Annotated in this window: 19 protein-coding genes and 1 pseudogene; 5 read left to right on the top strand and 15 right to left on the bottom strand. The window is 72.3% G+C overall.

What is annotated here, in order from left to right; genetic code table 11:
• Nucleotides 1–41: 41 nt before the first annotated feature.
• The 6 genes from Q3Y56_RS08720 to Q3Y56_RS08745 all read right to left on the bottom strand — a co-directional run bounded on the left by Q3Y56_RS08720 (nt 42) and on the right by Q3Y56_RS08745 (nt 8,451).
• On the bottom strand, nt 42–1,745 hold the full coding sequence (locus tag Q3Y56_RS08720; protein ID WP_304461379.1) for an RICIN domain-containing protein: 1,704 nt from the start codon (nt 1,743–1,745) through the stop codon (nt 42–44).
• 354 nt (nt 1,746–2,099) lie between these two features.
• Entirely contained in the window at nt 2,100–3,389 is a 1,290-nt protein-coding gene (locus Q3Y56_RS08725; RefSeq protein WP_304461380.1) for a haloacid dehalogenase-like hydrolase, read from the bottom strand.
• A gap of 147 nt (nt 3,390–3,536) precedes the next feature.
• Nucleotides 3,537–4,757, bottom strand: coding sequence for an MFS transporter (locus Q3Y56_RS08730; RefSeq protein ID WP_304461381.1), 1,221 nt, complete (start codon nt 4,755–4,757; stop codon nt 3,537–3,539).
• A gap of 123 nt (nt 4,758–4,880) precedes the next feature.
• Nucleotides 4,881–5,930, bottom strand: a complete 1,050-nt coding sequence (locus Q3Y56_RS08735; protein ID WP_304461382.1) for an endonuclease/exonuclease/phosphatase family protein — start codon at nt 5,928–5,930, stop codon at nt 4,881–4,883.
• 266 nt (nt 5,931–6,196) lie between these two features.
• The gene (locus Q3Y56_RS08740) at nt 6,197–6,832 is read right to left on the bottom strand and encodes a TetR/AcrR family transcriptional regulator (RefSeq protein WP_304461383.1); all 636 of its coding nucleotides are present in this window, start codon (nt 6,830–6,832) and stop codon (nt 6,197–6,199) included.
• Nucleotides 6,829–8,451: an MFS transporter gene (locus tag Q3Y56_RS08745; protein ID WP_304461384.1), complete on the bottom strand. Its 1,623-nt coding sequence runs from the start codon at nt 8,449–8,451 to the stop codon at nt 6,829–6,831. The genes Q3Y56_RS08740 and Q3Y56_RS08745 overlap by 4 nt, the downstream gene beginning before the upstream one ends.
• Nucleotides 8,452–8,640: 189 nt before the next feature.
• Between Q3Y56_RS08745 and panB the strand changes: the two genes are divergently transcribed.
• From panB to Q3Y56_RS08760, 3 genes are all read left to right on the top strand, one after another.
• Nucleotides 8,641–9,522, top strand: coding sequence for a 3-methyl-2-oxobutanoate hydroxymethyltransferase (gene panB, locus Q3Y56_RS08750; RefSeq protein WP_304461385.1), 882 nt, complete (start codon nt 8,641–8,643; stop codon nt 9,520–9,522).
• Nucleotides 9,523–9,689: 167 nt separating this feature from the next.
• Entirely contained in the window at nt 9,690–10,706 is a 1,017-nt protein-coding gene (locus tag Q3Y56_RS08755; RefSeq protein WP_304461386.1) for an ATP-binding cassette domain-containing protein, read from the top strand.
• Nucleotides 10,703–11,545, top strand: coding sequence for an ABC transporter permease (locus tag Q3Y56_RS08760; RefSeq protein WP_304461387.1), 843 nt, complete (start codon nt 10,703–10,705; stop codon nt 11,543–11,545). The genes Q3Y56_RS08755 and Q3Y56_RS08760 overlap by 4 nt, the downstream gene beginning before the upstream one ends.
• On the opposite strand, the pseudogene Q3Y56_RS08765 reads toward Q3Y56_RS08760, so the two are convergent.
• From Q3Y56_RS08765 to Q3Y56_RS08800, 8 genes and pseudogenes are all read right to left on the bottom strand, one after another.
• Nucleotides 11,493–15,103 (bottom strand): annotated as a pseudogene (locus Q3Y56_RS08765) (BTAD domain-containing putative transcriptional regulator). The gene Q3Y56_RS08760 and the pseudogene Q3Y56_RS08765 overlap by 53 nt on opposite strands.
• Before the next feature lie 145 nt (nt 15,104–15,248).
• On the bottom strand, nt 15,249–15,683 hold the full coding sequence (locus Q3Y56_RS08770) for a DUF6578 domain-containing protein (RefSeq protein ID WP_304461388.1): 435 nt from the start codon (nt 15,681–15,683) through the stop codon (nt 15,249–15,251).
• A 10-nt stretch (nt 15,684–15,693) separates the two neighbouring features.
• Nucleotides 15,694–15,879 carry a hypothetical protein gene (locus tag Q3Y56_RS08775; RefSeq protein WP_304461389.1) on the bottom strand — a complete coding sequence of 62 codons (186 nt, stop codon included), beginning with the start codon at nt 15,877–15,879 and terminating at the stop codon, nt 15,694–15,696.
• 134 nt (nt 15,880–16,013) lie between these two features.
• Complete coding sequence (gene npdG, locus Q3Y56_RS08780) at nt 16,014–16,745, bottom strand: NADPH-dependent F420 reductase (protein ID WP_304461390.1); 732 nt, start codon at nt 16,743–16,745, stop codon at nt 16,014–16,016.
• A gap of 87 nt (nt 16,746–16,832) precedes the next feature.
• Nucleotides 16,833–17,648 (bottom strand): carbohydrate ABC transporter permease, encoded by an 816-nt coding sequence (locus Q3Y56_RS08785; protein WP_304465522.1) that lies wholly within the window; start codon nt 17,646–17,648, stop codon nt 16,833–16,835.
• 161 nt (nt 17,649–17,809) lie between these two features.
• Nucleotides 17,810–18,769, bottom strand: coding sequence for a carbohydrate ABC transporter permease (locus tag Q3Y56_RS08790; protein ID WP_304461391.1), 960 nt, complete (start codon nt 18,767–18,769; stop codon nt 17,810–17,812).
• A complete protein-coding gene (locus Q3Y56_RS08795) occupies nt 18,766–20,127 on the bottom strand; it encodes an ABC transporter substrate-binding protein (protein ID WP_304461392.1) in 1,362 nt (453 codons plus the stop codon). Before Q3Y56_RS08795 ends, Q3Y56_RS08790 begins: the two co-directional genes overlap by 4 nt.
• Nucleotides 20,124–21,251, bottom strand: coding sequence for an exo-alpha-sialidase (locus tag Q3Y56_RS08800; protein WP_304461393.1), 1,128 nt, complete (start codon nt 21,249–21,251; stop codon nt 20,124–20,126). The genes Q3Y56_RS08795 and Q3Y56_RS08800 overlap by 4 nt, the downstream gene beginning before the upstream one ends.
• 353 nt (nt 21,252–21,604) lie before the next feature.
• Here Q3Y56_RS08800 and Q3Y56_RS08805 point away from each other — a divergent pair, with 353 nt between their 5' ends.
• Both Q3Y56_RS08805 and Q3Y56_RS08810 read left to right on the top strand, forming a co-directional pair.
• Nucleotides 21,605–22,207: a hypothetical protein gene (locus Q3Y56_RS08805; RefSeq protein ID WP_304461394.1), complete on the top strand. Its 603-nt coding sequence runs from the start codon at nt 21,605–21,607 to the stop codon at nt 22,205–22,207.
• 109 nt (nt 22,208–22,316) lie between these two features.
• Nucleotides 22,317–23,639 (top strand): MFS transporter, encoded by a 1,323-nt coding sequence (locus Q3Y56_RS08810; protein ID WP_304461395.1) that lies wholly within the window; start codon nt 22,317–22,319, stop codon nt 23,637–23,639.
• Nucleotides 23,640–23,645: 6 nt separating this feature from the next.
• Here the strand turns inward: Q3Y56_RS08810 and Q3Y56_RS08815 are convergent, their stop codons facing one another.
• Nucleotides 23,646–23,858 (bottom strand): hypothetical protein, encoded by a 213-nt coding sequence (locus tag Q3Y56_RS08815; protein ID WP_304461396.1) that lies wholly within the window; start codon nt 23,856–23,858, stop codon nt 23,646–23,648.
• Between the last annotated feature and the right edge of the window lie 6 nt (nt 23,859–23,864).

Consider the following 23,864-nt stretch of genomic DNA (forward strand, 5'->3'; position numbering starts at 1 on the left):
CGCCGGGTTTCCCGGCGGGCCGTCAGAGGCGCGTGTTCAGGTCACACCTTGGGGGCGGTCCTGGAGATGGTCCAGCGCTCGTCCTGTGCGCCGTTACAGGTCCACTGGATGAGCTGGCTGCCCTTCTTGGCGGCGGAGCCCAGGCCCAGGCACTTGCCCGAGTAGACGTTCCGCAGCTCGTGGGAGTCCTGGTCGTACCACCACTTCTCGTCCACCTTGCCGTTGCAGGCGTACTGGATCATGCCCTTGCCGTTGGCGAGGCTGTTGCCGGTGCCCAGGCACTTGCCGGAGTGCGTGTTCTGGATGAAGTAGGCGGGGTTGCCGTTGCTGTCCTTGGTCTCCTCCAACACCCAGCGCTCGTCCTGGGCGTTGTTGCAGCCCCACTGGATGACCGGCCTGCTGTTGTCGATCTTGCTGCCGACGCCCGCGCACAGCTTGCTGTAGTCGTTGGACAGGTACTGGTAGTCATCGGCCCTCCGCGGCAGCAGGGAGAAGACGACGCGCTTGCCGTTGCGCTCGTTCATGCCCCACAAACGGCCCGAGGAGGGCGCGTAGGACAGGTTCTGAGTGAGGGGCGACGTACGGGTGAGGATCGATACGGAGCCACCCGGCTTGGCCTGCCAAATGCAGTAGTAGGCATCCGTGTTCGTGGGATCGGCGACTCCCATGTAACCGGTGTCGCACATGGCCGACATGTAGTAGTACGTGCCGTCGGTGGCCACGCCCTGCAAACCGTGGACGGGAGTGGAGTAGGCGGCCGTCGCCGTGACGGGGGAGGTTCCGCCTTCACTGAGCTTCTCGAGCGGCCAGCGGATCACGTCCACAGGCTCGGAGCGTTGGGCGTTCCCGAAGCGTCCTGAGACCAGGCTCGGCGGCGACACACTGCGGTCCAGGCTCAAGGAACTCAGGCAGGCCACCGCTCCGTCGCAGTTCATGTTGGAGCGCTTGTCCGGCGGGGCCCCGTACTGCTGGTCCTTGGTGCGGTTCGAGTAGCGGGCGACCATGGGCAGGGCCCACCGGTGCCCCTCGGCCGCGGATGTGCCGCCCGAGATGCCCGACTTCTCGGAGATCGAGTTGACCTTCCACAGGTGGTTGAGGTCGTAGATCTGCAACTCGCCGCCATTGGCGACGAACAGCTTGTCCCCGTACCAGACCATGCCGTCGGCGTGAATATCGTCGACCGTGGCGAACTGGGGGTTGGCCCGGCTGCCGGTGGGCCTGACGAGCAGGACGTGCCCGTAGGTCCGCACCGCGTTGGTCGATTCGAGGATGGAGATGCGGGCCTTCTTGTTGCGGTCGCTCTCGCGTTCGCCGTCGCCGTAGTACCAGGTCGCCATGTACAGGTGATGGCCGTCGACCGTGCCGCCCGGGTACGCGTCGTGCGAGGCGGTGAAGCCCTGCGGATGCCAGCCCCCGGACCAGGCGCTGGTGTCGTCGTCGGTCTTGTCCCAGCAGAACCCGTTGTACTTGAAGGTGCCGTTGATGCCGGTCGTGTGGCACAGGGACCGGCCGACGTTGATGTCGTCCTGCCACTGCGCGACGCTCAGCGGGGTCACCCGCTTCACGACGCCCTTCGCCTCGGCCCCCTCGATCACCGACCGTGCCGTCTGGCCCTCGTCAACACCTGGCATCTCCCGCGGATGGAGAACGAAGCGGGACGCGTCCTCGCTCGTGAACGGCCGGCCCGCGTCCTTGATGGGCGTGTTGTCGGCGGCCGCCTGCTGGGTGCCCGATATCAGCGCCATCAACGAGGACAGAGCGACGAGCGCCGCTGTGATCCGTCCTCTGCGACAGTCCCGTTGCCTCGCAGTCATGTATCCCGTTCTCGTTTTGGTGGCTGACGCTGTCCCCAGCGAAGCGTGGACCATAGTGCGCGTCAGCGTACCGGCGCGCGTGAACCAGTCGGCGAGTACGGCGATTTCGTCCGGCGAGTAGTCCCGCGAAGAGGACCGCGAGGAGCGCGTAGTACGGCCCGTAGACGGCCTGCACGCGCTCGGCGGCGGCCGGACCGGTGCGCCCGGCATACGCGCTGCCTCGGGTGCCGGATCGCCGGAAGGTGAGGGCGCCACGTACGGCGCGACGTGGCCCCTCAACTGCCCTCAGCCCCCGAAGACCCGGTCGGTCTGGTCCGGGATCGCCGTGCCGTCGGCGCGGAGGACCGGGACGTGCGAGCCGTCCTCCGCGGCGGCGCCCGTCGTGGCGCACGGGTACGTGCCCGGCTTCTGCGGCAGCGGGTCGATGAACATCGGGTTGACCAGCCAGCGGCCGTCCGCGTTGTCGTAGCCGCGGCACATCAGCTCGGGCTTGTTGCGGTTGATGGCGAGGTGCGCGCCGGTGGCGTCGTCGACGAACGTCACGTCGGTGTCCGCGTCGCCCGCGCCAAAGGCGAGGCGGTGCGCCGGGTCCTGCCGCTGCCAGGCGTTCGCGCCCTTGATCTTGAAGATCTCCTGGTTGATCATGCAGCGCTTGCCGTCCATGAACGGCAGCGCGTCGCCCCGGCCGTCGGCGACGTCGCCGCACCCGCGGATGCCGGTGGTGAGCTTTCCGTGCCGGGTGAGGTTGCGGATGCCGATGGTGTGTTCACGGTCCAGGCCGACGCCGCCCGACCATGCCTCGGCGATGGGCTCGGAGGAGGCCGAGACGATGTAGACGTCGAAACCGGCCGCCTTGAGGGTGCGGATGAGGTCCTTCTGCTGGTCGTAGTAGCGGATGTAGCCGGCCAGCTTGTGGGTGCCGACCGTCTGCGTGCTGCCGACGGGGGCCGCGAGGTTCTCGGCGCGGGCCTTCCTGGCGAACGAGTTCAACGCCTTCGGGCTGTGGCCGGCGAACAGCTGGGGTATCCAGGCGTATTCGGGCACCGTGCGGCGGTGGTTCCAGTCACCCGCGAAGGCCTCCTCGCCGCTCATCGTCGTGGCGGTGGAGCGGATCTCCATGATCTCGTCGGCGCAGGCGGCGTTGCGGGAGGTGGGCAGCGGCCTGCCCACGGGGACGGAGGTGCCGCACGCCCGGGTCAGGGCGCGGTCGGCGGCCGGGGTCAGCCAGGCGCTGGTGTCCGTCCAGCTCTTGGGGCGGAGGATCTTGTCGTGCTTGAGGGCCCAGGCGAGCGTGGCGTCGGTGATGTCGTTCTTGACGACCGTGTTGTCCCAGTCGAAGGCGGCGACGGGGCGGGGACCGCCGGTGCCGGAGCAGCTTCCGCGCTCGTCGATCATCTTCTGGAGCTTGGCGCGGTTGTCGCCGTACCACGTCAGCGACGTGTCGAGCTGCGGGCAGTTCGTACGGTACGCGGGCGCGGGCGAGGTCGCGGGCGGGGTCGCGTCGGCGGCCGGGACCGAGGCGGCGAGGGCGGCGGTGGCCAGCAGGCCCGTGACGAGGGTGCGCTTGGCGCGCATGCGTCCTCCAAGGTGCGGGTGGAGCAGGACAGACGCCGGAGTCGGCGTGGAGCCGGCCCCGGCGTCGATCATTGATCCTATGTACGGGCTACCGGCCCTCGCCCACGCCCCCGTGACACCGCGCCAGGTCGCGTCGCGCCGGGCGCGTCAGTGGGTGACGCGCTCCGGGGACATCGCCGGCTCCGCGCCGCGTGCCACCACCCGGGACGGCTCCCCCGCGCCCGCCGACGCGCGGTCCATGAGGCCCGCGGTCACCGCGATGGCCAGGCCCGCGACCGCCAGCGCCGCGCCGACCAGGGTCGGGGAGGTCCAGCCCCAGCCCGCCGCGATGGCGGCGCCACCCAGCCACGCGCCGCCCGCGTTGGCGAGGTTGAAGGCGGAGTGGTTGGAGGCGGCGGCCAGGGTCGGGGCGTGCCGGGCCTTGTCCATGACCAGCATCTGGAGCGGGGTGGTGGTCATGAAGCCGACGGCGCCGAGGACGACGACGGTCGCCATGGCCGCCCACTTCACGTGCACGGTGAAGTCGAAGGCCACCAGGACGAGCGCGAGCGCCGCCAGCGAGCCGTACAGCGTGGGGCGCAGGGCGCGGTCGGTCAGCGGGCCCGCGACCAGGGCGCCCAGGGTCATGCCGATGCCGAAGAGCGCCAGGACGATCGTCACGGAGGACTCGGCGAAGCCGGTGACCTCGGTCATCATCGACGCGAGGTAGCTGTAGACGGCGAAGACGCCCGCGAAGCCGAAGACGGCGGTGAGCAGACCGAGGAGCACCTGGCGGTCGCGCAGGGCGCCCAGTTCCCTGCGCAGGCCGGCCTGCTGGTCGCGCGGGATCTCGGGGACCAGCCGGGCGAGGGCGGCCATGGCGACCAGGCCGATGCCGGTCACGACCAGGAAGGTCGCCCGCCAGCCCAGATGCTGACCCAGCAGGGTGGCGGCCGGTACGCCGACGATGTTGGCGACGGTGAGGCCCAGGAACATGGTGGCGACCGCCCGTGCCTGCCGGCCCTCGGACACCAGCCGTGCCGCGACCACCGAGCCCACGCCGAAGAACGCGCCGTGCGGCAGTCCGGCCAGCAGCCGGCCCGCGATCAGCAGGCCGAAGTTCGGGGCGAGGGCGGAGGCCAGGTTGCCGACGGTGAACAGCGCCATGAGCGCGATCAGCATCCGCTTGCGGGGGATGCGCGAGCCCAGCGCGGTCAGCAGCGGGGCGCCGACGACGACGCCGAGGGCGTAGGCGGAGACGAGGTAGCCGGCGGTGGGCACGGAGGTGCCCAGATCGTCCGCGACGTTGGGCAGCAGGCCCATCATCACGAACTCCGTGGTGCCGATGCCGAATGCCGAGATCGCGAGCGCGAGCAGGGCGAGGGGCATGAGAGACCTTTCACGAGGCGGGGTGGCCACCGGCCCGGTCGACCCGGCACCGATTATGTTTCCTTGCGGAACAAAGTCTCTCATGCCCCGTGTTCGCGGCGGGAATCGCGCAGGTGAACGGCGTCAGAAGTCGACGGACGCCGCCACCGGCAGGTGGTCGCTCCCGGTCCTCGGCAGCGTCCACGCCGACACCGGGTCCACCCCGCGCACCATGATCTGGTCGATCCGCGCCATCGGGAACGAGGCCGGCCAGCTGAACCCGAAGCCGTCGCCCGCCGCGCCCTGCGCCGAGCGCAGCTGCGAGGTGACCGGGGCCAGCGCCCGGTCGTTCATCGTCCCGTTCAGGTCGCCGAGCAGGACGACCCTGTCCAGCCGCTCGGCGGCGATGGCCTGGCCGAGCGCCTCCGCGCTGTCGTCCCGCTGGCTGGCGGTGAATCCGGCCTCGATTTTCACCCGGACGGAGGGCAGGTGCGCCACGTACACGGCCAGGTCGCCGTCCGGGGTCGCGACGGTGGTGCGCAGCGCGCGCGTCCAGCCCAGCTTGATGTCGACCGGCTTGCTGTCCCGCAGCGGGTACTTGCTCCACACCCCGACCGTGCCCTGCACCGTGTGGTAGCGGTACGTACCGGCCAGCACCTTCTCGTACGCGGCCACCCCGTCGCCGCCCAGTTCCTCCAGCGCCACCACGTCCGCGCCGGAGGCGGCCACGTCGCGGGCCGTCCCCTCGGGGTCGGAGTTGCCGGCGTTGACGTTGTGGGTGACGACGGTCAGGTCGCCGCCCGCACCGGACTTGTCGAAGAACATCAGCCCGCCGAACAGGTTCAGCCAGACGGCGACCGGCAGCACCAGCGCCAGCAGCGCCGTCGCCGACCTGCGCACCAGCGCCAGGACCAGCAGCAACGGGATGAACAGCCCCAGCCACGGCAGGAAGGTCTCCACCAGGCTGCCGAGGTTGCCCACCCGGTTGGGGACCTGCGCGTGGAAGATCATGACCAGGGAGAGCAGCACGGCGCAGGCGGCGAGGACGATGCCGCGCCGCCAGATGCCGCGGTCGGTACGCCAGTGGTCCCACAGGTTCCGGAGGCGGTCCGACAGGTTCCGGGCCCGGGAGCCGGTCCGCCGGAGAGGGGGCTCCCCGTCCCGCTCCGTCTCCTGCGTGTGCGCCTGCGCCATTCGCTGTTCCTCACTGCCGGACCTGCGTGTCTGCCCGCTGACCTTCGCCTACGGCATGACCATAGGCGATGACCAGGGCTTTTCCGGCGCCGCCGCGGGCGCCTCACGGAGGGGAGGACGTAAGGGCGGACGGGGTGGGTTCCGAATTCGGGCCGCGACGCGGCAGCTGTGACAGAACGGGCACAACCGCCCGATCGGGGGGCGGGTCCACGGCGCCCTTCCGGGTCCGGGGCAGGGCCTCCGACGGCGGGTCCGGGTCGGGGCCGCTACCGGCCCGTCTGGGGCCGGACGCCCTCCAGCACCGTGTCCACGATGCGCTCCGCCAGCCCGTCCGACAGGTCCTTCCATTCATGCAGCATCGACCTGGCGAGTATCGGGCTCACAAAGAGCTCGGCGAGCAGCTCGGGGTCCTCGTCGTCGCGGATCTCGCCGGTCGCCATACCGCGCCGCAGTACGGCCAGCAGGGTCTCGCGCCGCGCCTGTATGACGGTTTCGTGGTACTCGCGCCAGAGATCGGAATTGGCCCGCACGTGGGCGACGACGGCGCGCAGCAGTGCGGAGTGGCGCTTGGCCAGCGCCCGCCGCCGGATGAACTCCAGGATGGTGACCAGGTCGTCCCGGACCGAGAGCCCGGCGGGTTCGGGGCTCGGCTCGTCCAGGGACCGCATGACGTCCAGTATCAGTGCCTCCTTTCCGCGCCAGCGGCGGTAGACGGTCGCCTTGCCGACGCCCGCCTCGCGCGCGATCCGCTCCATCGACAGCCCGCCGATGCCCACGCCCTCCTCCAGCAGGCGCAGCACCGTCTCGATGATCGCGGTGTCGGCGGCGGCGCTGCGCGGCCTGCCGGGCGGGCGGCCCGGGGGGCCGGCGGGCGGTCGCGGCCCGGGGCGCGCGCCGGTCATCGACCGCGCTCCGAGGTCGTCCGCCGCGGCTCCGCCAGGGTCCCGGCCTCCTCCCCCGCCGCCTGCTTGCCCGGCAGGAACAACCAGACGACCAGCGCGCCGGCGAGCGCGACGGCCGAGGCGCTGAGGGCCGTGACGTGCATGGCGTGGACGAAGGACGCCTCCGCCGAGGCGGCCAGCCCCTCGCCCGCCGAGCCCATCCGGCCGGTGATGCCGAGCGTCGCCTCCAGGGACTCGCCCGCCGCCTTGCGTACGGAGTCGGGGAGCCCGGGCACGGCCGCCAGCTCGTCCCGTACGCCCCGGCGGTACGTGGCGGAGAGCAGCGAGCCGAGCACGGCGACGCCGAGGGCCCCGCCGAGCTGCCGGAAGGTGCTGTTGAGCGCCGAGGCGGACCCGGCCTTCTCGGGCGGCAGCGCGTGCATGATGGTGACCGTGACGGGCGGCATGATGTGCGCCATCGCGCAGCCCTGAAGGAAGAACAGCACCTCCAGCCACCAGATCGGCGAGTCGCGGTCCATCAGCAGGAAGCCCGCCATGCACCCGGCGACCAGCACCATTCCCGTCGTGCAGACGGCGCGGGCGCCGAAGCGGTCGACGGCCAGCAGGGCGCGTGGCGCGAAGATCAGCTGGGTGGCGGCGATCGGCAGGAGCAGCAGGCCGGACTGCAGGGCGCTGTAGCCGCGCGCGCTCTGGGTGTAGAAGGCGATGAAGAACGTGACGCCCATGAGGGCGAAGAAGATCAGGCCGAGTGCGGTGACGGCGGCGGAGAACGCCGGCTTGCGGAAGTAGCCGATGTCGATGGCCGGGTGGTCGCTGCGCTTCTCGTGCACGACGAAGCAGGCCAGGACGGCGAGGCCGGCCGCGGCCGTGCCCAGGACCTCCGCGTTGCCGAAGTCGGCGAGCTGGCCGCCCTTGATGATGCCGTAGACGAGCAGGCTGAGTCCGATCATGGAGAGCACCACGCCCAGCGGGTCCAGGCGGCCCGGGTCGGGGTCCTTGCTCTCCGGGATGAGCAGCACCATCGCGATGATCCCGGCGATCACGATGGGGACGTTGACGAAGAAGACCGAGCCCCACCAGAAGTGCTCCAGCAGCAGGCCGCCGGTGACCGGGCCGATCGCGATGGCCAGGCCGACGGAGGCCACCCAGATGCCGATGGCCTTGGGCTGCTCCTCGCGGTCGAAGACGTTGACCAGGATGGCCAGCGTGGCGGGCATCACGAGCGCGGCGCCGAGACCCATCAGCGCGCGGTAGGCGATGAGGTCGCCGGGCGAGCTGGACCAGGCGGCGAGCACCGAGCCGAGCCCAAACACCGCCATGCCGGTGAGCAGCGTCTTCTTGCGGCCGAGCCGGTCGCCGAGCAGCCCGCAGGTGAACAGCAGCCCGGCGAAGACGAGCGTGTAGGAGTTGATCGCCCACTCCAGCTGGCTCTGCCGGGCACCGAGGCCGGTGGGTTTGGGCGAGGCGATCGTCTTCATCGCCACGTTGAGGATGGAGTTGTCCAGCACCACGACGATGACGCTGAACATCAGGACGGTCAGGATCGCCCACCGCCTGCGGTGGACGCTCTCGGGGACGCCCCGTACGCCCTCGGATCCGGACTCGGAAGTGGTCGCCATGTGATCCACGTTAAATCAATTCCGATACGAAGCCGTCTCGTATCGAAAGTGACCCGACCGAGTTCGCGCGTTCCGCCGTCTCCGTACCGCTGAGAGAGGGCACTTTCCCAGCGCTGGGGCGCATGCCAGCATGGGGGTGGTCCGGAGACACCACTGAGGGTGCTTCGAGATGACAAAGGAGCGTTCGCAATGACGCACGTCAGCCATGCCCCGGCGGCTGCGCGGAAACAACCCGACGGCAGCAGCAAGGCGCTGTACGGGGGAAGCGGTTCCCGACGCATCACCGTCCGTGACATCGCCGCCGCCAAGGAGCGCGGCGAGCGGTGGCCCATGCTCACCGCCTACGACGCGATGACGGCCTCCGTCTTCGACGAGGCCGGCATCCCCGTGATGCTGGTCGGCGACTCGATGGGCAACTGCCACCTGGGCTACGAGTCCACGGTGCCCGTCACGATGGACGAGGTCACCATCCTGTCCGCCGCCGTGGTACGGGGCACCAAGCGCGCCCTCATCGTCGGCGACCTGCCCTTCGGCGCCTACCAGGAAGGCGCGGTACAGGCGCTGCGCAACGCCACCCGGCTGGTGAAGGAGGCGGGCGTCGGCGCGGTGAAGCTGGAGGGCGGCGAGCGCTCCGCCCACCAGATCGAGCTGCTGGTCCAGGCGGGCATCCCGGTGATGGCGCACGTCGGCCTCACCCCGCAGTCCGTCAACGCGTACGGCGGCTATCCGGTCCAGGGCCGCGGCGAGGAGGCGGCGCAGCAGCTGCTGCGCGACGCCAAGGCCGTCCAGGACGCGGGTGCCTTCGCCGTCGTCCTGGAGCTGGTGCCCGCCGAGCTGGCCGCCGAGGTCACCCGTTCGCTGCACATACCGACCGTCGGCATCGGCGCGGGTCCGGAGTGCGACGCGCAGGTGCTGGTGTGGACGGACATGGCGGGCCTGACCGGCGGCCGGGTACCGCGCTTCGTCAAGCAGTACGCGCAGCTGCGGCAGACCCTCGGCGACGCGGCCAAGGCGTTCGCGGAGGACGTCGTCGGGGGCGCCTACCCGGCGGAGGAGCACTCGTTCCACTGATCCACCGACCAGTGGGGCAGCTGATCCGCTGACCACTGGTCCGCTGAGGCCGCAGCGGCACCCGTCAAGCCATCGCGGCACACCGACAGCCCGCCGATCTTCCCCCGTCGGCGGGCTGTCTGCCGCTTGTCGGTGGTCTGTCGGTGGCGGCTGCCATCGTCTGCGGCATGACGGAAACGAAGACGAACCCCAGCGGGGGGAACGCCGTCCAGGTCCGCGGACTGGTCAAGCACTTCGGTGCCACCAAGGCCGTCGACGGCGTGGACCTGGACGTGCGGGAGGGCACCGTCCTGGGCGTGCTGGGCCCCAACGGCGCCGGCAAGACGACCCTCGTACGCTGCCTGTCCACCCTCATCAAGCCCGACGCCGGGACCGCCACCGTGGCCGGCTACGACGTCGTACGCCAGCCCCGGCAGCTGCGCCGCACCATCGGCCTGACCGGCCAGTACGCCTCGGTCGACGAGAAACTGTCCGGCTGGGAGAACCTGTACATGATCGGGCGGCTGCTCGACCTGCCCCGCAAGGAGGCGCGGCGGCGCGCGGACGCGCTGCTGGAGCGGTTCTCCCTCACCGAGGCCGCCCGGCGGGCCGCGCACACCTACTCCGGCGGGATGCGCCGCAGGCTGGACCTGGCGGCCTCGATGATCGGCCGCCCCGCCGTGCTCTATCTGGACGAGCCCACGACCGGTCTGGACCCCCGTACCCGCAACGAGGTGTGGGACGAGGTCAAGCACATGGTCACCGAGGGCACCACGGTGCTGCTCACCACCCAGTACATGGAGGAGGCCGAGCAGCTCGCGAGCGAGCTGACGGTCATCGACCGCGGCAAGATCGTCGCCGAAGGCAAGGTGGACGAGCTCAAGGCCAAGGTCGGCGGGCGCACCCTGCGCATCCGCCCGACCGATCCGGGCGAGCTGAACCGTATGGTCGGCGCCCTGGCCCAGGCCGGTCTTGACGGCATCGGCGGCGCCACCGCCGCCCCACAGGAGGGGCTGGTCTACGTCCCCATCGTCAGCGACGAGCAGCTGACCGCCGTCATCGGCCTGCTCGGCGAGCGCGGCTTCGCACTCGCCGGCATCGACACCCATCTGCCCAGCCTGGACGAGGTGTTCCTGGCCATCACCGGCCAGAAGACCTCCACCGCCGACGACGGCGCCACCACCCTTGAGGAGGTCGCCGCATGAGCGCGGTCACCACGAAACCCGCCACCGCCCTGCCCGCGAATCCCGCCGCCCTGCCCGAAGACGGCCGGATCGGGCTGCGTGACAACGCCCGGCACATCGGCGCGCTGGTGCGCCGCAACGCCCTGAAGATCAAGCAGGATCCGGAGTCGATGTTCGACGCCGTGCTGATGCCGATCATCTTCACGCTGCTTTTCGTGTACGTCTTCGGGGGCGCCATGACGGGCGGCAACCGGGACGCGTACATCGACTACTTCATCCCCGGGATGATGGCGATGGGCGGCATCCAGATCGCGATGGGGGTGGGCACCGGCCTCAACGAGGACGTCAACACCGGCGTGATGGACCGCTTCCGGTCGCTGCCCATCGCCCGCTCCTCGGTGCTGATAGCCAAGGTCATCGTGGAGATGGGCCGGATGCTGGTCTCCACGCTCATCCTGCTCACGCTCGGCTTCGTCATCGGCTTCGACGTGAAGACCGGACCGCTGGAGCTGATCGCCGCGGTGGCCCTCGCCCTGCTCTTCGGGGCATCGCTGACGTGGGTGTTCATGCTGATCGGCCTGTCCATGAAAACCGCGCAGGCGGTCCAGGGCGTGGGCTTCATGGTGCTCATGCCGCTGCAGTTCGGATCGTCGATCTTCGCGCAGCCCACCACCATGCCGGGCTGGCTGGAGTCGTTCACCGACTACAACCCGCTGTCCCTGCTGGCCGACGCGGCACGGGCGCTGACCCAGGGGCACGGGGCGGTCACCTCGCCGGTGCTGGGCACGCTGGCGTGGGCGGTGGCGATCACGGCGGTGACGGCGCCGCTGGCGGTACGGAAGTTCCGCGACCGGACGTGAGCACCAGGGCGATGGCGTCCTCCAGCGTCATCCCGCGCCCCTCGGCGTAGTGGCGCTCGTACACGGCATCGCCCAGCTCCGCCCGGGCCAGGTCCTCCGCCGCCGCCCGGGCCTGCTGCTCCATGAACGGCAGACGCCGCACCCGGTCCCGCATCGCGCCCCGTAGCGCGTCGTAGGCACCGATCAGCCGCGTCGCCTTCCCGGCCGCCGCGGCGTCGCCGGCGCCGCCGATGGCGGCGAACGTGCGGGCGGCGGTGAGCAGTTGGACGGTCGGCAGCTGCGGGGCCACCACGCGCGCCACCGGGTGCAGCACCTTCGGCAGCGCCACCCGCACCCGGGTCAGCGCCTCCTCGGCCCGCCCGTCCTGCACGTCCAGCCAGGCGTGGATCCCCTCCACCACCCCCTGGAACATCTGCAGCTCACGGATATGGAACTGCTGCATGACGTTGCCGAGTTCGGCCCGCGCCGCGTCGGTGCGGCCGGTTCCCCCGTACCGGAGGGCCAGATGCAGCTGGGCGTAGGCCACCGCGTCGACGCCGATGTGCCTCTCGCCCGCGCTCACTTCCCGCAGCACCCGCTCGCCCTCCTCGGCCTCGGCCGGGTCCGGGGACTCGATCTGGGCCCCGGCCAGCCGGGCGCGCAGCACCTCGACCTGGGCCAGGGCGCCGAGTTCGTGGGCGTAACCTATGGCCGCCCGGTAGTCGGCGGCGGCCGCCTCGTATTCGCCGTCCGCCTCGAACAACTCGCCCCGGGCGGACAGCGCCTCGGCCGCGCCCCAGGCGTCACCGACCTCGGTGAAGATCCGCAGGCTCTCGTCCGCGTCCGCGTGGTGGGAGCTCGACTCGCCGGTGTCCCGCACCATCTTGGCGCGGAGGTGCAGGCCGAACGCCAGCTCCCACACCAGCCCCAGCTCCCGGGAGGCGGCCACCGCCCCGTCGATCGCCTTCTGCAGCAGTTCGAAGTCGCCGGTCAGGATCACCGCGTAGAACCACATGACCCCGGGCGTACGGCAGGTCTGCGGCAGCCCGGGGCGGTAGGCCGCCACCAGCCCGTCGCGCAACTCCTCCTGACGCTCGTCCAGCACCGTCATGTCGCCGTCCAGGTTCGCCAGGGAGATCAGCCGCACGCCGCGCCGCGCCTCTTGCAGCAGCTCGGGCGGCATCGGCGGCGGCGCGTCGATCGGCGAGACGTACAGCGGCGGGGCGGGGGTGACGGGCGGCCGGAGCGGACTCGGGCCGAGCCGGGCGGCGGCGGCCGACCAGTGCCGGGCGTCGGATCCGTGCCCGCGCAGCTGCCAGAACCAGCCGAGCGAGAGCACCAGGCACAGGACCTCCTGCTCGTCGCCCGCCGCGACGGCGCGGCGCAGCGCGGTACGGAGGTTGTCGTGCTCCCGCTCCAGCCGGTCCAGCCAGGCGCGCTGCGCGGGGCCGCGCAACAGGGGGTCGGCGGCGCGGGCGAGTTCCCGGTACGCGACAAGATGCCGCCGCTCCACCGCCGCCCGCTCCCCGGCGGCGTCCAGCCGCTCGGCCGCGTACTCCGCGACGGTCTCCAGCAGCCGGTACCGCATCCCGCCGCCGATGCCGCCATCGGCGGCGTCGGGGCCGGGTTGGGGCGTGGCGACGACCAGAGATTTGTCGACAAGCGACCCGAGCAGCGCGGCGACGTCGCGGGGGTCTGGACCGGCTGCTGGCTCGGGCCGGACTCCTCGCTCCGGCCCGGCTGCCGGATGCGGTCCGGGCGACGGTGGGCCGTCCGCGCAGACCGCCTCCGCGGCGGCCAGGTCGCAGCCGCCCGCGAACGCCGACAGGCGGCGCAGCACGACGCGCTCCGGCTCGTCCAGCAGGTCCCAGGACCAGTCGACGACCGCGCGCAAGGTCTGCTGGCGCGGCAGTGAGGTCCGGCTGCCGCTCGTCAGCAGCCGGAACCTGTCGTCCAGCCGGTCCGCCAGCTGGCGCGGGGTGAGCGACCTCAGCCGGGCCGCGGCGAGTTCGATGGCCAGCGGGAGCCCGTCGAGCCTGCGGCAGATCTCCGCGCAGGCCGTCGGATCGTCGTCCGTACGGAACCCGGGCCTGGCGGACGCGCCACGGTCCTGGAGCAGCTTGAGGGCGACGGGGTCCGGCAGCGGGTCGACGGGGCGGACCAACTCCCCGGGAACCGCCAGCGGTTCCCGGCTGGTGGCGAGAACGGTGACGCCGGGGCAGTGCGCGAGCAGCCACTCGGCGAGGTACGCGGCGGCGTGCACCAGGTGCTCGCAGTTGTCGAGGACGAGCAGCATGCGGCGGGCGGCGCAGTGCTCGCCGAGCCGGAAGTACGGATCCCGCTCGGCGGGATCGGCAGCCGCGCGCAGCCCCTCGGCGGCGGTGCCGCGGATGACGGTCTCGCGCGCGCCGAGCGCGGTGAGGACCGCTTCCGGAACGGTCGCGGGGTCGTCCAGAGGGGCCAGCTCCACGAACCAGACGCCGTCGGGCCAGCCCCCGGCGGCGACGTCGGCGGCCTCCTGCGACAGACGTGTCTTCCCCGCGCCGCCGGGCCCGAGCAGCGTCACGAGCCGGTGGGCGGCGAGGTCGCCCCGGAGTACGGCGAGGTCGTCCTCACGGCCGACGAAACTGGTGAGCCGGGCCCGCAGATTGCCGGGCCCTGCCGCGCCGTGACCGGTAGCGCCCCCGGCCGTGAGGGGGCCGGCCGCAACAGACCCGGCCGCGCCGTGACCGGCCGGAGCGGGTCCGACCGCGCCGGCCCCCGTCGCACCGAGACCGGCGGCGGGCCCGGCCGCGACGGCCCTCGCCGCGACGGGCCGGTCCGCGTCGAGACCGGCCGCATCGGGACCAGTCGGCACCGTCGCCGGACCGGCGGGCGGCGCCAGCAGTTCCGCGTGGAGGGCGCGGAGCGCCGGGCCCGGGTCCGTGCCCAGGCGGGACGCGAGGTCCTCGCGCACCGCCTCGTACGCGGCGAGGGCCTCCGCCATGCGGCCCGCCGCGCGCAGGGCGCGGATCCGTGCGGCGTGCAGCGGCTCGTCGAGCGGGTGGTCGCCGCTGAGTCGGGTGAGCGCCAGCACCGCCTCCTCCGCGCGGCCCAGCGCGATGTCGGCCTCGGCCCGGTCCCGGCGCGCCGCCAGGTGCCGGGCGTCGGCGCGGGCGGCTGGTGCCGTACGGTCCGGGAGGTCGGCGCATGCCGGGCCGCGCCACAGCGCGAGCGCCTGGTCCAGCAGGGCGGCGGCCGCGGCCGGGTCGCCGCCCGTGAGCGCGCGTGCCCCGTCGTCGGCGAGCCGCTCGAAGCGGTACAGGTCCACCGCCTCGGGGTCGGCGCAGAGCCGGTATCCCCCGGTGCCGATCGCACCTCGTCCTTGCCCAGCGCCCGGCGCAGCCGCCCGACGAGTGCCTGGAGCGCGGCATGCGCGTCGCGCGGCGGCTCGTCCGGCCAGACTTCGGCGATCAGCGCGCCGGTGGTGCGCACCCGCCCGGGGTACAGGGCCAGCGCCGTGAGGAGGGCGCGCAGCCGGGCACCGCCGAGGGGGATCGCGGTGCCGTCGGGGCGGTGGGCCTGGGTGGTGCCGAGGATGCCGTAGCGCGGCTGCCCGTCCTTGCGGTCGGGCCCTTCTCCCCCGTCCGCCCGCGCCGTGCCGTCGCCCCCGTCGTGCCCCGGCGCCTCGCCTGTCCCCGTCGCCATGTCCCCCCGCCCGCGAACGTACGGACCCGTCACCGGGTCACCCTTCCGCCGCATCCTCCAACTCGACCAGCACGCCCGTCTCCTCCTGCCGGTACGCGCGCCCGTCGCGGGGCGGCAGCTGTCCGCCGACGGGCTGTTTGAACCACTTCGGGCAGGTGTCCACCGGGCGCAACCGGAAGTCGCCCGGCACGGGCGAGAACGAGTCGGGCTCGCGGCGGGAGGCGCGATAGCCCCGGATCACCACCTGGATGCGGCGGACGCGACCGGTGAGGGTGGCCGGCGTGCCGGTCTGCGAGGAGTGCGCGGTGAACACGAAGAGCTCACCGGCGCCGTCTGCGGCGTCCACCGGGGCCGGGCGCTGCCCCGGTGGCAAGGTGCTGCGCACGACGTTCCACGTCACCTCGTCCCCCACCGAGAACGGCGTGCCGCAGCACTCCATCTCCCAGTCCTCGTAGAACACCGTACGAATCAAGGTCCCTCCCCTACTCGGCGTGCGCCTGCGCCCGCTCCAGCTTCGCCTTCCGCAGGTAGAACCACGCCATGTTCGACGAGATGCCGGCGACGAAGATCCAGACGATGCCGAGCCACAGCCCCTGCGCGAACGACACGACGGCCGCCGCGACGGCCAGGGCGCAGACGATCAAGGAGTAGAGAGCGAGGCGGGGCATGGGGTCGGCTCCTGTCCGGGTGTAGCAGTCCGGGCCATTGTCCCCCATGGCCCCCGGCCGCACCCCGCACCCCACGCCCCTCGCCGTCAGGCGTCCGCCGGCGCCAGCCGTCAGGCGTCCGCCGGCCGCGGCCGTCAGACGTCCGTGACCCGCAGCCCCGCGTGCGCCTTGTAGCGGCGGTTCACCGAGATCAGGTTGGCGACCAGGGACTCCACCTGGTGCGCGTTGCGCAGCCGCCCGGCGAAGACGCCCCGCATCCCGGGGATCCGGCCCGCCAGCGCCTGTACCACGTCGGTGTCCGCGCGCGACTCGCCCAGCACCATCACGTCCGTGTCGATCTCGTCGATCGACTCGTCCTGGAGCAGGACGGCCGACAGGTGGTGGAAGGCGGCCGTGACCCGCGAGTCCGGCAGCAGGGCGGCGGCCTGCTCGGCGGCGCTGCCCTCCTCCGGCTTCAGCGCGTAGGCGCCCTTCTTGTCGAAGCCGAGCGGGTTGACGCAGTCGACGACGAGCTTGCCCGCGAGCTCCTCGCGCAGCGACTCCAGCGTCTTGGCGTGGCCGTCCCACGGCACGGCGACGATCACGATGTCGCTGCGCCGCGCGCACTCGGCGTTGTCCGCGCCCTCGACGCCGAGCTCGGCGCCCAGCTCGGCGGCGGCCGCCCGGGCCCGGTCGGCGGCGCGCGAACCGATGATCACCTTCTGGCCGGCCTTGGCGAGCCGGTAGGCCAGGCCGCGGCCCTGGTCGCCGGTCCCGCCGAGCACGCCCACCACGAGACCGGACACGTCGGGCAGGTCCCACGGGTCCTTGGCGGGGGCCTTCTTCGCTGCGGCAGTCGCGTCGGCCGCATCGTTCGTCGTCGTCATGACAGCGATACTGTCACGCTCGTCCGGCGCCCGAGCCGTTGCGTCCGTCACGCCGTGACGCCACGCCTCACGCCGTCACACGACGCCTCACGACTTCACGCTGCCCTCCGTCAGGCCCGTACGCCAGTACCGCTGGAGCACGCCCATCAGCACCATCAGCGGCAGTACGGACAGGAACGCGCCGCCGACCGTGTACTGGTACAGCTCGGGCTGCCGGTCCGCGTACCCCTGCCACGAGGTCAGCCCCAGCTGGATCGGGTACAGGTCGGAGTCGGAGAGCATCACCAGCGGCAGGAAGAAGTTGTTCCAGATGTGCACGAACTGGAACAGGAAGACGGTGACCAGCGCGGGCGTCATCAGCCGCAGCCCCAGCGTGGCGAAGATCCGCAGCTCTCCCGCGCCGTCGATACGGGCCGCCTCCAGCAGCGAGTCGGGGACGGCCGCGGTGGCGTAGATCCGGCACAGGTAGACCCCGAAGGGGCTGACGACGCTGGGGATGAGCACCGCCCAGTACGTGTTGGCCAGCTCCATCTCGCTGAAGAGCAGGTACAGCGGGAGGGCGAGCGCGGTGCCGGGCAGCAGCACCCCGGCGAGCACCACGTTGAAGATCGCCTCCCGGCCCGGGAAGGAGTACTTGGCCAGCGCGTATCCGGCGGCGGCCGACAGCAGCGTGGCGGCGACGGCCCCGATCCCCGCGTACAGCAGGCTGTTGGCGAACCAGCGCACGTAGATGCCGTCGTCGTAGGTGAGGACGTCGCCGAGGTAGTCGACGGGGTGCGGGTCGGAGAACCAGAAGCCGAACGTGCCGAACAGGTCGCCGCTGGACTTCGTGGCGGAGACCGCGAGCCAGTAGACGGGGGTGAGGAAGTAGATCGCGGCGACGGTCAGCAGCGAGACGGTGATGACGCGGTGCCGGAGCGGCGGCTGCCGGGCGGACGTGCCGCCTGGCCTTCCACGTCCCCGCCGCGTACGGGCCGTACGGGGCGTACGCGCGGCACGGCCCGCACCGGCGGCGGCGTCCGGCTCGTCCGGCTCCCCGGTCTTGTCGATCGTGTCGGCCCGGCTCACCCGCCGTCCTCCCGTCCGCGCCGCCGCGCGCCGCCTCCCACCAGGCGCAGGAAGCCGAACGACAGCACGCACGCAACGACGGCGAGCAGCACCGCCTCGGCCGCCGCGATGTGCTGGTTGTTGCTGGTGAACGCCTCGTTGTAGGCGTGCAGGTTGGGGGTGTAGCCCGAGTCGATGGTGTTGGCCAGCGGGCGCAGCACCATGGGCTCGGCGAAGAGCTGGAGCGTGCCGATGATGCTGAACACGGTGGTCAGGACGAGCGCGGGCCGGATCAGCGGCAGCTTGACGTGCCGGGCGACCTGCCACGCGTTCGCCCCGTCGATCCTGGCGGCCTCGTACAGCTCCTCGGGGACCGCTTTGAGCTGGGCGATCAGGACGAGCATGTTGTAGCCGGTGAACTGCCAGGTGACGATGTTGGCGATGGACCACAGCACGGTGTCGCGGGCGAGGAAGTCCACCTCCCAGCCCGCCGAGTGGGCCATCTCCACCAGCGGGCTGATCCCCGGCACGTACAGGAAGCCCCACAGGATGGAGGCGATGACGCCCGGCACCCCGTACGGCAGGAAGAACGCGGTGCGGAAGAAGCCGACCCAGCGGGCCGAGGCGGCGTCCAGCAGCAGCGCGAGCGCCGTCGCGAGCAGGATCATCACCGGGATCTGTACGGCGCCGAAGAGCAGCACCCGCCCGAAGCCGGCGACGAACCGGTCGTCCTCCAGCGCGTGCCGGTAGTTGGCGAAGCCCGCCCACACGTCCCTGGTCTCGCCGCCGAGGCCGAGCGGCCCGGTCCGCTCGACCTTGAGCAGGCTCTGGTAGACGGCGTAGCCGATGGGCGCGAGGAAGCACAGGACGAACAGCGCGAGGAACGGCAGCAGGAAGCCTGCCGCCGCGCGGGCGTTCCGGGCTTCGGTGCGGGTCCAGCGCCGGGCGCGGCCTCGCCCCTTGGCGTCGCGCCTCACCCGGTCTCCACCTTCAGGCCCTTGTCCTTGAGGTCCTGGACCGTCTCGCGCTGCACCTTCGCCAGGACGGACCGGAAGGAGCCGCCGTCGCCGAGGGCCTCGGTGAACGCGTCGCCGAGCCGCTGGTAGAGCGTGTCGACGGCGGGGCCCCAGCGCCAGCTGGTGTCGACCCCCTTGCCCGCCTCCGCGAACACCTCGCTGTACGCCTGCCCGCCGAAGAAGTCCTTGTGCACGTCGAGGTCGGAGGCGGCGAAGCCCCGCTGGGCGGCCGGGAAGCCGTAGCCGCCCTCGATGAGCAGCCTGATCGACTCGGGGTCGGTGTTGAGCCAGACGGCGAAGGCGAGCGCGTCCTCGGGGTAGTCGGTCCTGGCGAACACGGCGGTGGTGGAGCCGCCCCAGTTGGCGTAGGCGCCGGCGCCCTTCTTCCACTGCGGCATGGGGACCACCCGCCATTTGCCGGAGGTCTTGGGTGCGTTGCCGACCAGCAGCGCGTCCCCCCAGCTGGCGCCGAGCCAGCCGGCCATGTCGCCGGTCTGGATGTCCTTGTACCAGGCGTTCTGCCGGTCCGGGATGGTCTTGATCAGCTTCTGCTTGACCAGGTCCTCCCAGAAGTCGGCGACCTTGCGGGTGGGTTCGTCGTCGATACTGACCGTCCAGGCGTCGCCGGAGGTGCCGAACCAGGTCGCCCCGGCCTGCCAGGCCAGGCCCGCGAAGCGGTTGCCGTTGGTGGCGGAGAACGTCTCGATCCAGGCGCCTTTCCTGCGGACGGCCTTGGCCGCGGCCGCGTAGTCGTCCCAGGTCGCGGGCGGCTCGATGCCCCACTTGTCGAACAGGTCGTGGCGCAGGAAGAGTCCCATGGGGCCGGATGCCTGCGGGACGGCGTAGACGCCGTCGCCGAAGACCGCCTGCTGCCACTGCCAGCCGACGAACTTGCTCTTGTGCTTCTGGACGCCGTGCTTCGCCAGGTCCAGCAGCCCGTTGTCGAGGAGGAAGCTGGGGACGACCGGGTACTCGATCTGGCCCAGGTCCGGCGGGTTGCCCGCCTTGATGGAGGCGTGCATCTTGGCGTACTGCGCGCCGTTGACCGCCGAGACCTTCTCCAGCTTGATCTGCACATCAGGGTTGTTGCGGTTCCACAGGTCGACGGGCTTGTCGATGCCCGGCACCCAGGACCAGAAGGTCAGCGTGGCCTTCTCGCCCTTCTTGCGGCCCTTGGGCTCGCCGTCGGCGTCGTCGTCGGAGCCGCAGCCGGTCAGCGCCAGGCCCGCGGCCGCGGCGGCCGCGCCGCCGAGGACCGTGCGGCGGTCATGGACGGGGTGATCGTGGACGGGGTGCTCGTGGACGGGGTGCTCGCTCATACCAGCTCCTCCACCGGGATGCGCCGGAAGGTGATCGTCGAGTAGGCGCTGAAGTCGCCGGTCTCGTAGAGCAGTCCGACCGTGTCGTCGTCGATCCGGACGAGGTCGGAGTAGGCGGCGGGCAGGCCGTCGACGGTGTGCGCCGTCCGCCAGGTGACGCCGCCGTCGTCACTGGCCCGGACCGTCATCAGGGCCCGGTACTCGGGGTCGGCGGGGCCGGAGAAGAGCAGCACGTCCGGTTCGCCCAGGTGCAGCACGCTGCACTCGACCACGGGGGTGACCAGCCCGGCCTGCGGCCGGAAGGGCTTGACCAGGGTCGCGCCGCCGTCGCGGGAGTAGGCGTCCGCGCGGTTGCCCGGGGCGTTCGCGTCGGTGCGGGTGTTGAAGTAGACGCGGCCGTCGGGGAGTTCGGCCGCGGTGGTCTCGTTGACGTTGACGTAGCCGTCGGGGTTGTCGTCGACGTAGCCGATCCGCCAGGTCCGGCCGTCGTCGTCGCTCAGCAGGACGTGTCCGCCGTTGTACCGGCCCGAGGTGGGGTCGTCGGAACCGGCCGGGGGCAGCGAGTGGTTGGCGGGGACCACGATGCGCCCGGCGTGCGGGCCGTGCCGTAACTGGAGGGCGTGGCCGGGGGTGGTCGCGTACCACCGCCACGCGGGCTTCTTCACCTGCCCCGTGATCTCGCGCGGCGAGCTCCAGGTCCGGCCGTCGTCGTCGCTGTACTGCACCCACACCCGGCGCCCGTCGGCCGCCGGGACCTCGCCCCGCCGGATGGCGTTCTCGCTCGCGGCGGCGCCGTTGCGGACGTGGACCAGGACGATCCGGCCGGTGTGCGGGCCGGTGTGCAGGACCACGGGCGCCGGGTTCCCGGCGGTGCCGGTCCCGTTCCGGGCGACGACCTGCGGGCGGCCCCAGGTGCGGCCGCCGTCGACGGACCGTTTGAGCACCACGTCGATGTCGCCGGTGTCGGCGGAGGACCCCACCCGGCCCTCGGCGAAGGCGAGCAGCTCACCGGAGGCCGCGGCCACCACGGCGGGGATGCGGTAGCTGGCGTAGCCGCCGGTCCCGGCCCGGAACGGCACGGACACCTCGTAGGTACGGGTACGCGCCGCCACTCCGCTTGCCATCAGACCTCCCGATGCCCCGTCGCGATCGAGCGCTGCTGTCGGCCCACTGGGCGTGGAACGTCCGGACGTAGGACGTCCCTTGTGTGCGGTGACCATAGGGATTGCCTTACGGAGCGTCAAGGCACGGCACATGAACAGTTGGTGCGGCAGCCGGGGGGCGTGGTCGGTGCGACGGCCGGGGGCGATGTCGGTGCGACGGCCGGGGGCGAGGTCGGTTCGACGGCCGGGGATGCGGCCGGTGCGACGGCCGGCGGCGCGACGCGCCAGACCCCGGACGGGCGCACCGCCCGAAGAGGTGACCGGGGCGGGGAATCCGGCCTGCCGAGCGGCCGCGGCGGGCAGGATACGGGCGCATGGACGCCGTACGAGTCGCGCTGCTGCGCGAGGTACTCGCCGGAACCGAGTGGCTGCCGGCCACCCGCCGCTTCGCCGGATCGCTGCGGGCCGCGGTCGGCCCGCGCGGCGGCGGGCTGCTGCTGGTCGGCAGCCAGGCGTACGAGCCGTGGCATCTGGCCGCGCATCTGGACGACGAGGCCGCCTGGTCCGGCCTCCCCGAGCTGTCCCCGACCCTCGTACGGCACCAGGTGCCGGACGGGGTCCCGGCCCATCTGTCGGTCGGGCTCGGCCGGCTGGAGGCGGCGGGGCGCGGGGAGACGCTGCTGGTGGTGGCGCCGGACGGGCCGGGCGCGGGGCTGCTGGAGCGGGTGCACGACGCGCGGCGCAGCGGCGCGACGGTGCTCGCCCTCGACGGCGGGGACCGGTGCCTGCACTCGCTGGCCCATGACGCGCTGGCCGTGCCGGCGGGCGCGGATCTGGACCTGGAGACGGTGCAGCATCTGGTGAGCGCGGCCGCCGGGGAGAACAGCCTGCCGCCGCGCCGCGGTCGGCACCGGTTCCGCGACCGGCTCTCCCGGCTGGCGGAACGGCTGACGGCCCCGCCGCCGCCCCGCTGGTAGCGGCCGGGCCGGAGGCAGCCGGGCACCGGCTGCCGCCGGGGCCCGACCGCCCCGGGCCCGTGGAAATTCGGTTGCCGCCTACAGCCACCCCACCGGACGATGGGCCGTCGTGACCGAAGACGACCATCCCCCACGCGGTTCCCGGCTGCGCGCCCTGCTGCCCGACCTGTCCCCGTGGCGCTCCTCCCGCGACTTCCGCCTGATGTGGGTCGCCGGCCTGGTGACCTCCTTCGGCAGCTTCCTGAGCCTGGTGGCGCTGCCGCTCCAGATCAAGGAGCTCACGGGTTCGGCGTTCGCGGTCGGCGCGATCGGCGCGGTGGAGCTGGTGCCGCTGATCGTCTTCGGGCTGTACGGCGGGGCGCTGGCGGACGCCGTCGACCGCCGCAAGGTCATCCTGCTCACCGAGGCCGGCCTGGGCCTGCTGGCGGTGCTGCTGCTGATCAACAGCCTGCTGCCGCAGCCCATGCTCTGGCCGCTGTACGTGGTCGCGGCGCTGACCAGCGCGCTCACCGGACTCCAGCGCCCGGCGATCGACGCCGTGGTGGCCCGCATCGTGCCGCATGACCAGATCACCGCGGCGGCCGCCCTGAACGCGCTGCGCTGGCAGGTGTCGGCCGTGGCGGGCCCCTCGCTGGCCGGTGTCATCGTCGCCTACCTCGGGCTGCCGCTGGCGTACGGCCTGAACGTGCTGACCTTCGTGTGCTCCGTGCTGCTCAGCCTGCGGCTGACCGCCGCGCCGCCCGCGCACGACGCGGAGAAACCCTCGCTGCGCGCGATAGCGGAGGGCGCGCGCTATGCCTGGCGGCGCAAGGAGCTGCTGGGCACCTACGTGGTCGACATGGCCGCGATGCTCTTCGCCTTCCCCACCGCGATCTACCCGTTCCTCGCCGACGACCTGGACGCCCCCTGGGCGCTGGGCCTGCTCTACGCCGCCATGCCGGCCGGTTCGATGGTGGTGAGCGCGACCAGCGGGTGGACCTCGCGGGTGCACCGGCACGGTCGGATGGTGGTGCTCGGGGCGGCGGTGTGGGGGCTGGCGATGGCCGCGGCCGGGCAGATGACGAACATCTGGCTGGTGCTGCTGTGCGTGGCCGTCGCGGGCGCCGGGGACATGGTCAGCGGGCTGTTCCGCTCCACCATGTGGAACCAGACCATCCCCGACGAGCTGCGCGGCCGGCTCGCCGGGATCGAGCTCCTCTCGTACACCGTCGGCCCCCAACTCGGCCAGGTCCGCGCCGGCACGATGGCCGGCCTGACCGGCGTACGCACCGCCGTCTGGTCCGGCGGGCTCGCCTGCGTCGGCGCGGTGGGGCTGCTCGCCCTGACCCTGCCGAAGCTCATGTCGTACGACGCCCGCACCGACGACCACGCCGCGCGCGTGCGCGCGGCGCGGGCGAAGCGCGGAGAGCAGGCCGCGGCACCGGTGCCGTAGGGCTGGTCAGGTCCGATCGTCTCGCCAGCGCTGGTCCGTCTCCCATTCCACGTTCCGTTCGCGGGCGGTCTCCATCGCGTGAGCGGCCTCCTCACGCGTGCCGTACGGGCCGAAGCGGTCGGCGGCACGGCATTCGGGGCCCTCCTCGACCTTCTGGTGCCTGAGGCAGTAGTACCACTCGCCGGGCTTGCCCACGGGCCGTCTCTTGAACAGCGCCATCCCCGT

The organism is Streptomyces sp. XD-27, assembly GCF_030553055.1.
Lineage (GTDB): Bacteria > Actinomycetota > Actinomycetes > Streptomycetales > Streptomycetaceae > Streptomyces.

Bases quoted from the DNA above. Each gene is read 5' to 3' on its own strand.
- Q3Y56_RS08720 (WP_304461379.1), bottom strand. From the start codon at position 1,745: ATGGCGCTGATATCGGGCACCCAGCAGGCGGCCGCCGACAACACGCCC.
- Q3Y56_RS08725 (WP_304461380.1), bottom strand. From the start codon at position 3,389: ATGCGCGCCAAGCGCACCCTCGTCACGGGCCTGCTGGCCACCGCCGCC.
- Q3Y56_RS08730 (WP_304461381.1), bottom strand. From the start codon at position 4,757: ATGCCCCTCGCCCTGCTCGCGCTCGCGATCTCGGCATTCGGCATCGGC.
- Q3Y56_RS08735 (WP_304461382.1), bottom strand. From the start codon at position 5,930: ATGGCGCAGGCGCACACGCAGGAGACGGAGCGGGACGGGGAGCCCCCT.
- Q3Y56_RS08740 (WP_304461383.1), bottom strand. From the start codon at position 6,832: ATGACCGGCGCGCGCCCCGGGCCGCGACCGCCCGCCGGCCCCCCGGGC.
- Q3Y56_RS08745 (WP_304461384.1), bottom strand. From the start codon at position 8,451: ATGGCGACCACTTCCGAGTCCGGATCCGAGGGCGTACGGGGCGTCCCC.
- panB (WP_304461385.1), top strand. From the start codon at position 8,641: ATGACGCACGTCAGCCATGCCCCGGCGGCTGCGCGGAAACAACCCGAC.
- Q3Y56_RS08755 (WP_304461386.1), top strand. From the start codon at position 9,690: ATGACGGAAACGAAGACGAACCCCAGCGGGGGGAACGCCGTCCAGGTC.
- Q3Y56_RS08760 (WP_304461387.1), top strand. From the start codon at position 10,703: ATGAGCGCGGTCACCACGAAACCCGCCACCGCCCTGCCCGCGAATCCC.
- Q3Y56_RS08775 (WP_304461389.1), bottom strand. From the start codon at position 15,879: ATGCCCCGCCTCGCTCTCTACTCCTTGATCGTCTGCGCCCTGGCCGTC.
- npdG (WP_304461390.1), bottom strand. From the start codon at position 16,745: ATGACGACGACGAACGATGCGGCCGACGCGACTGCCGCAGCGAAGAAG.
- Q3Y56_RS08795 (WP_304461392.1), bottom strand. From the start codon at position 20,127: ATGAGCGAGCACCCCGTCCACGAGCACCCCGTCCACGATCACCCCGTC.
- Q3Y56_RS08800 (WP_304461393.1), bottom strand. From the start codon at position 21,251: ATGGCAAGCGGAGTGGCGGCGCGTACCCGTACCTACGAGGTGTCCGTG.
- Q3Y56_RS08805 (WP_304461394.1), top strand. From the start codon at position 21,605: ATGGACGCCGTACGAGTCGCGCTGCTGCGCGAGGTACTCGCCGGAACC.
- Q3Y56_RS08815 (WP_304461396.1), bottom strand. From the start codon at position 23,858: ATGGCGCTGTTCAAGAGACGGCCCGTGGGCAAGCCCGGCGAGTGGTAC.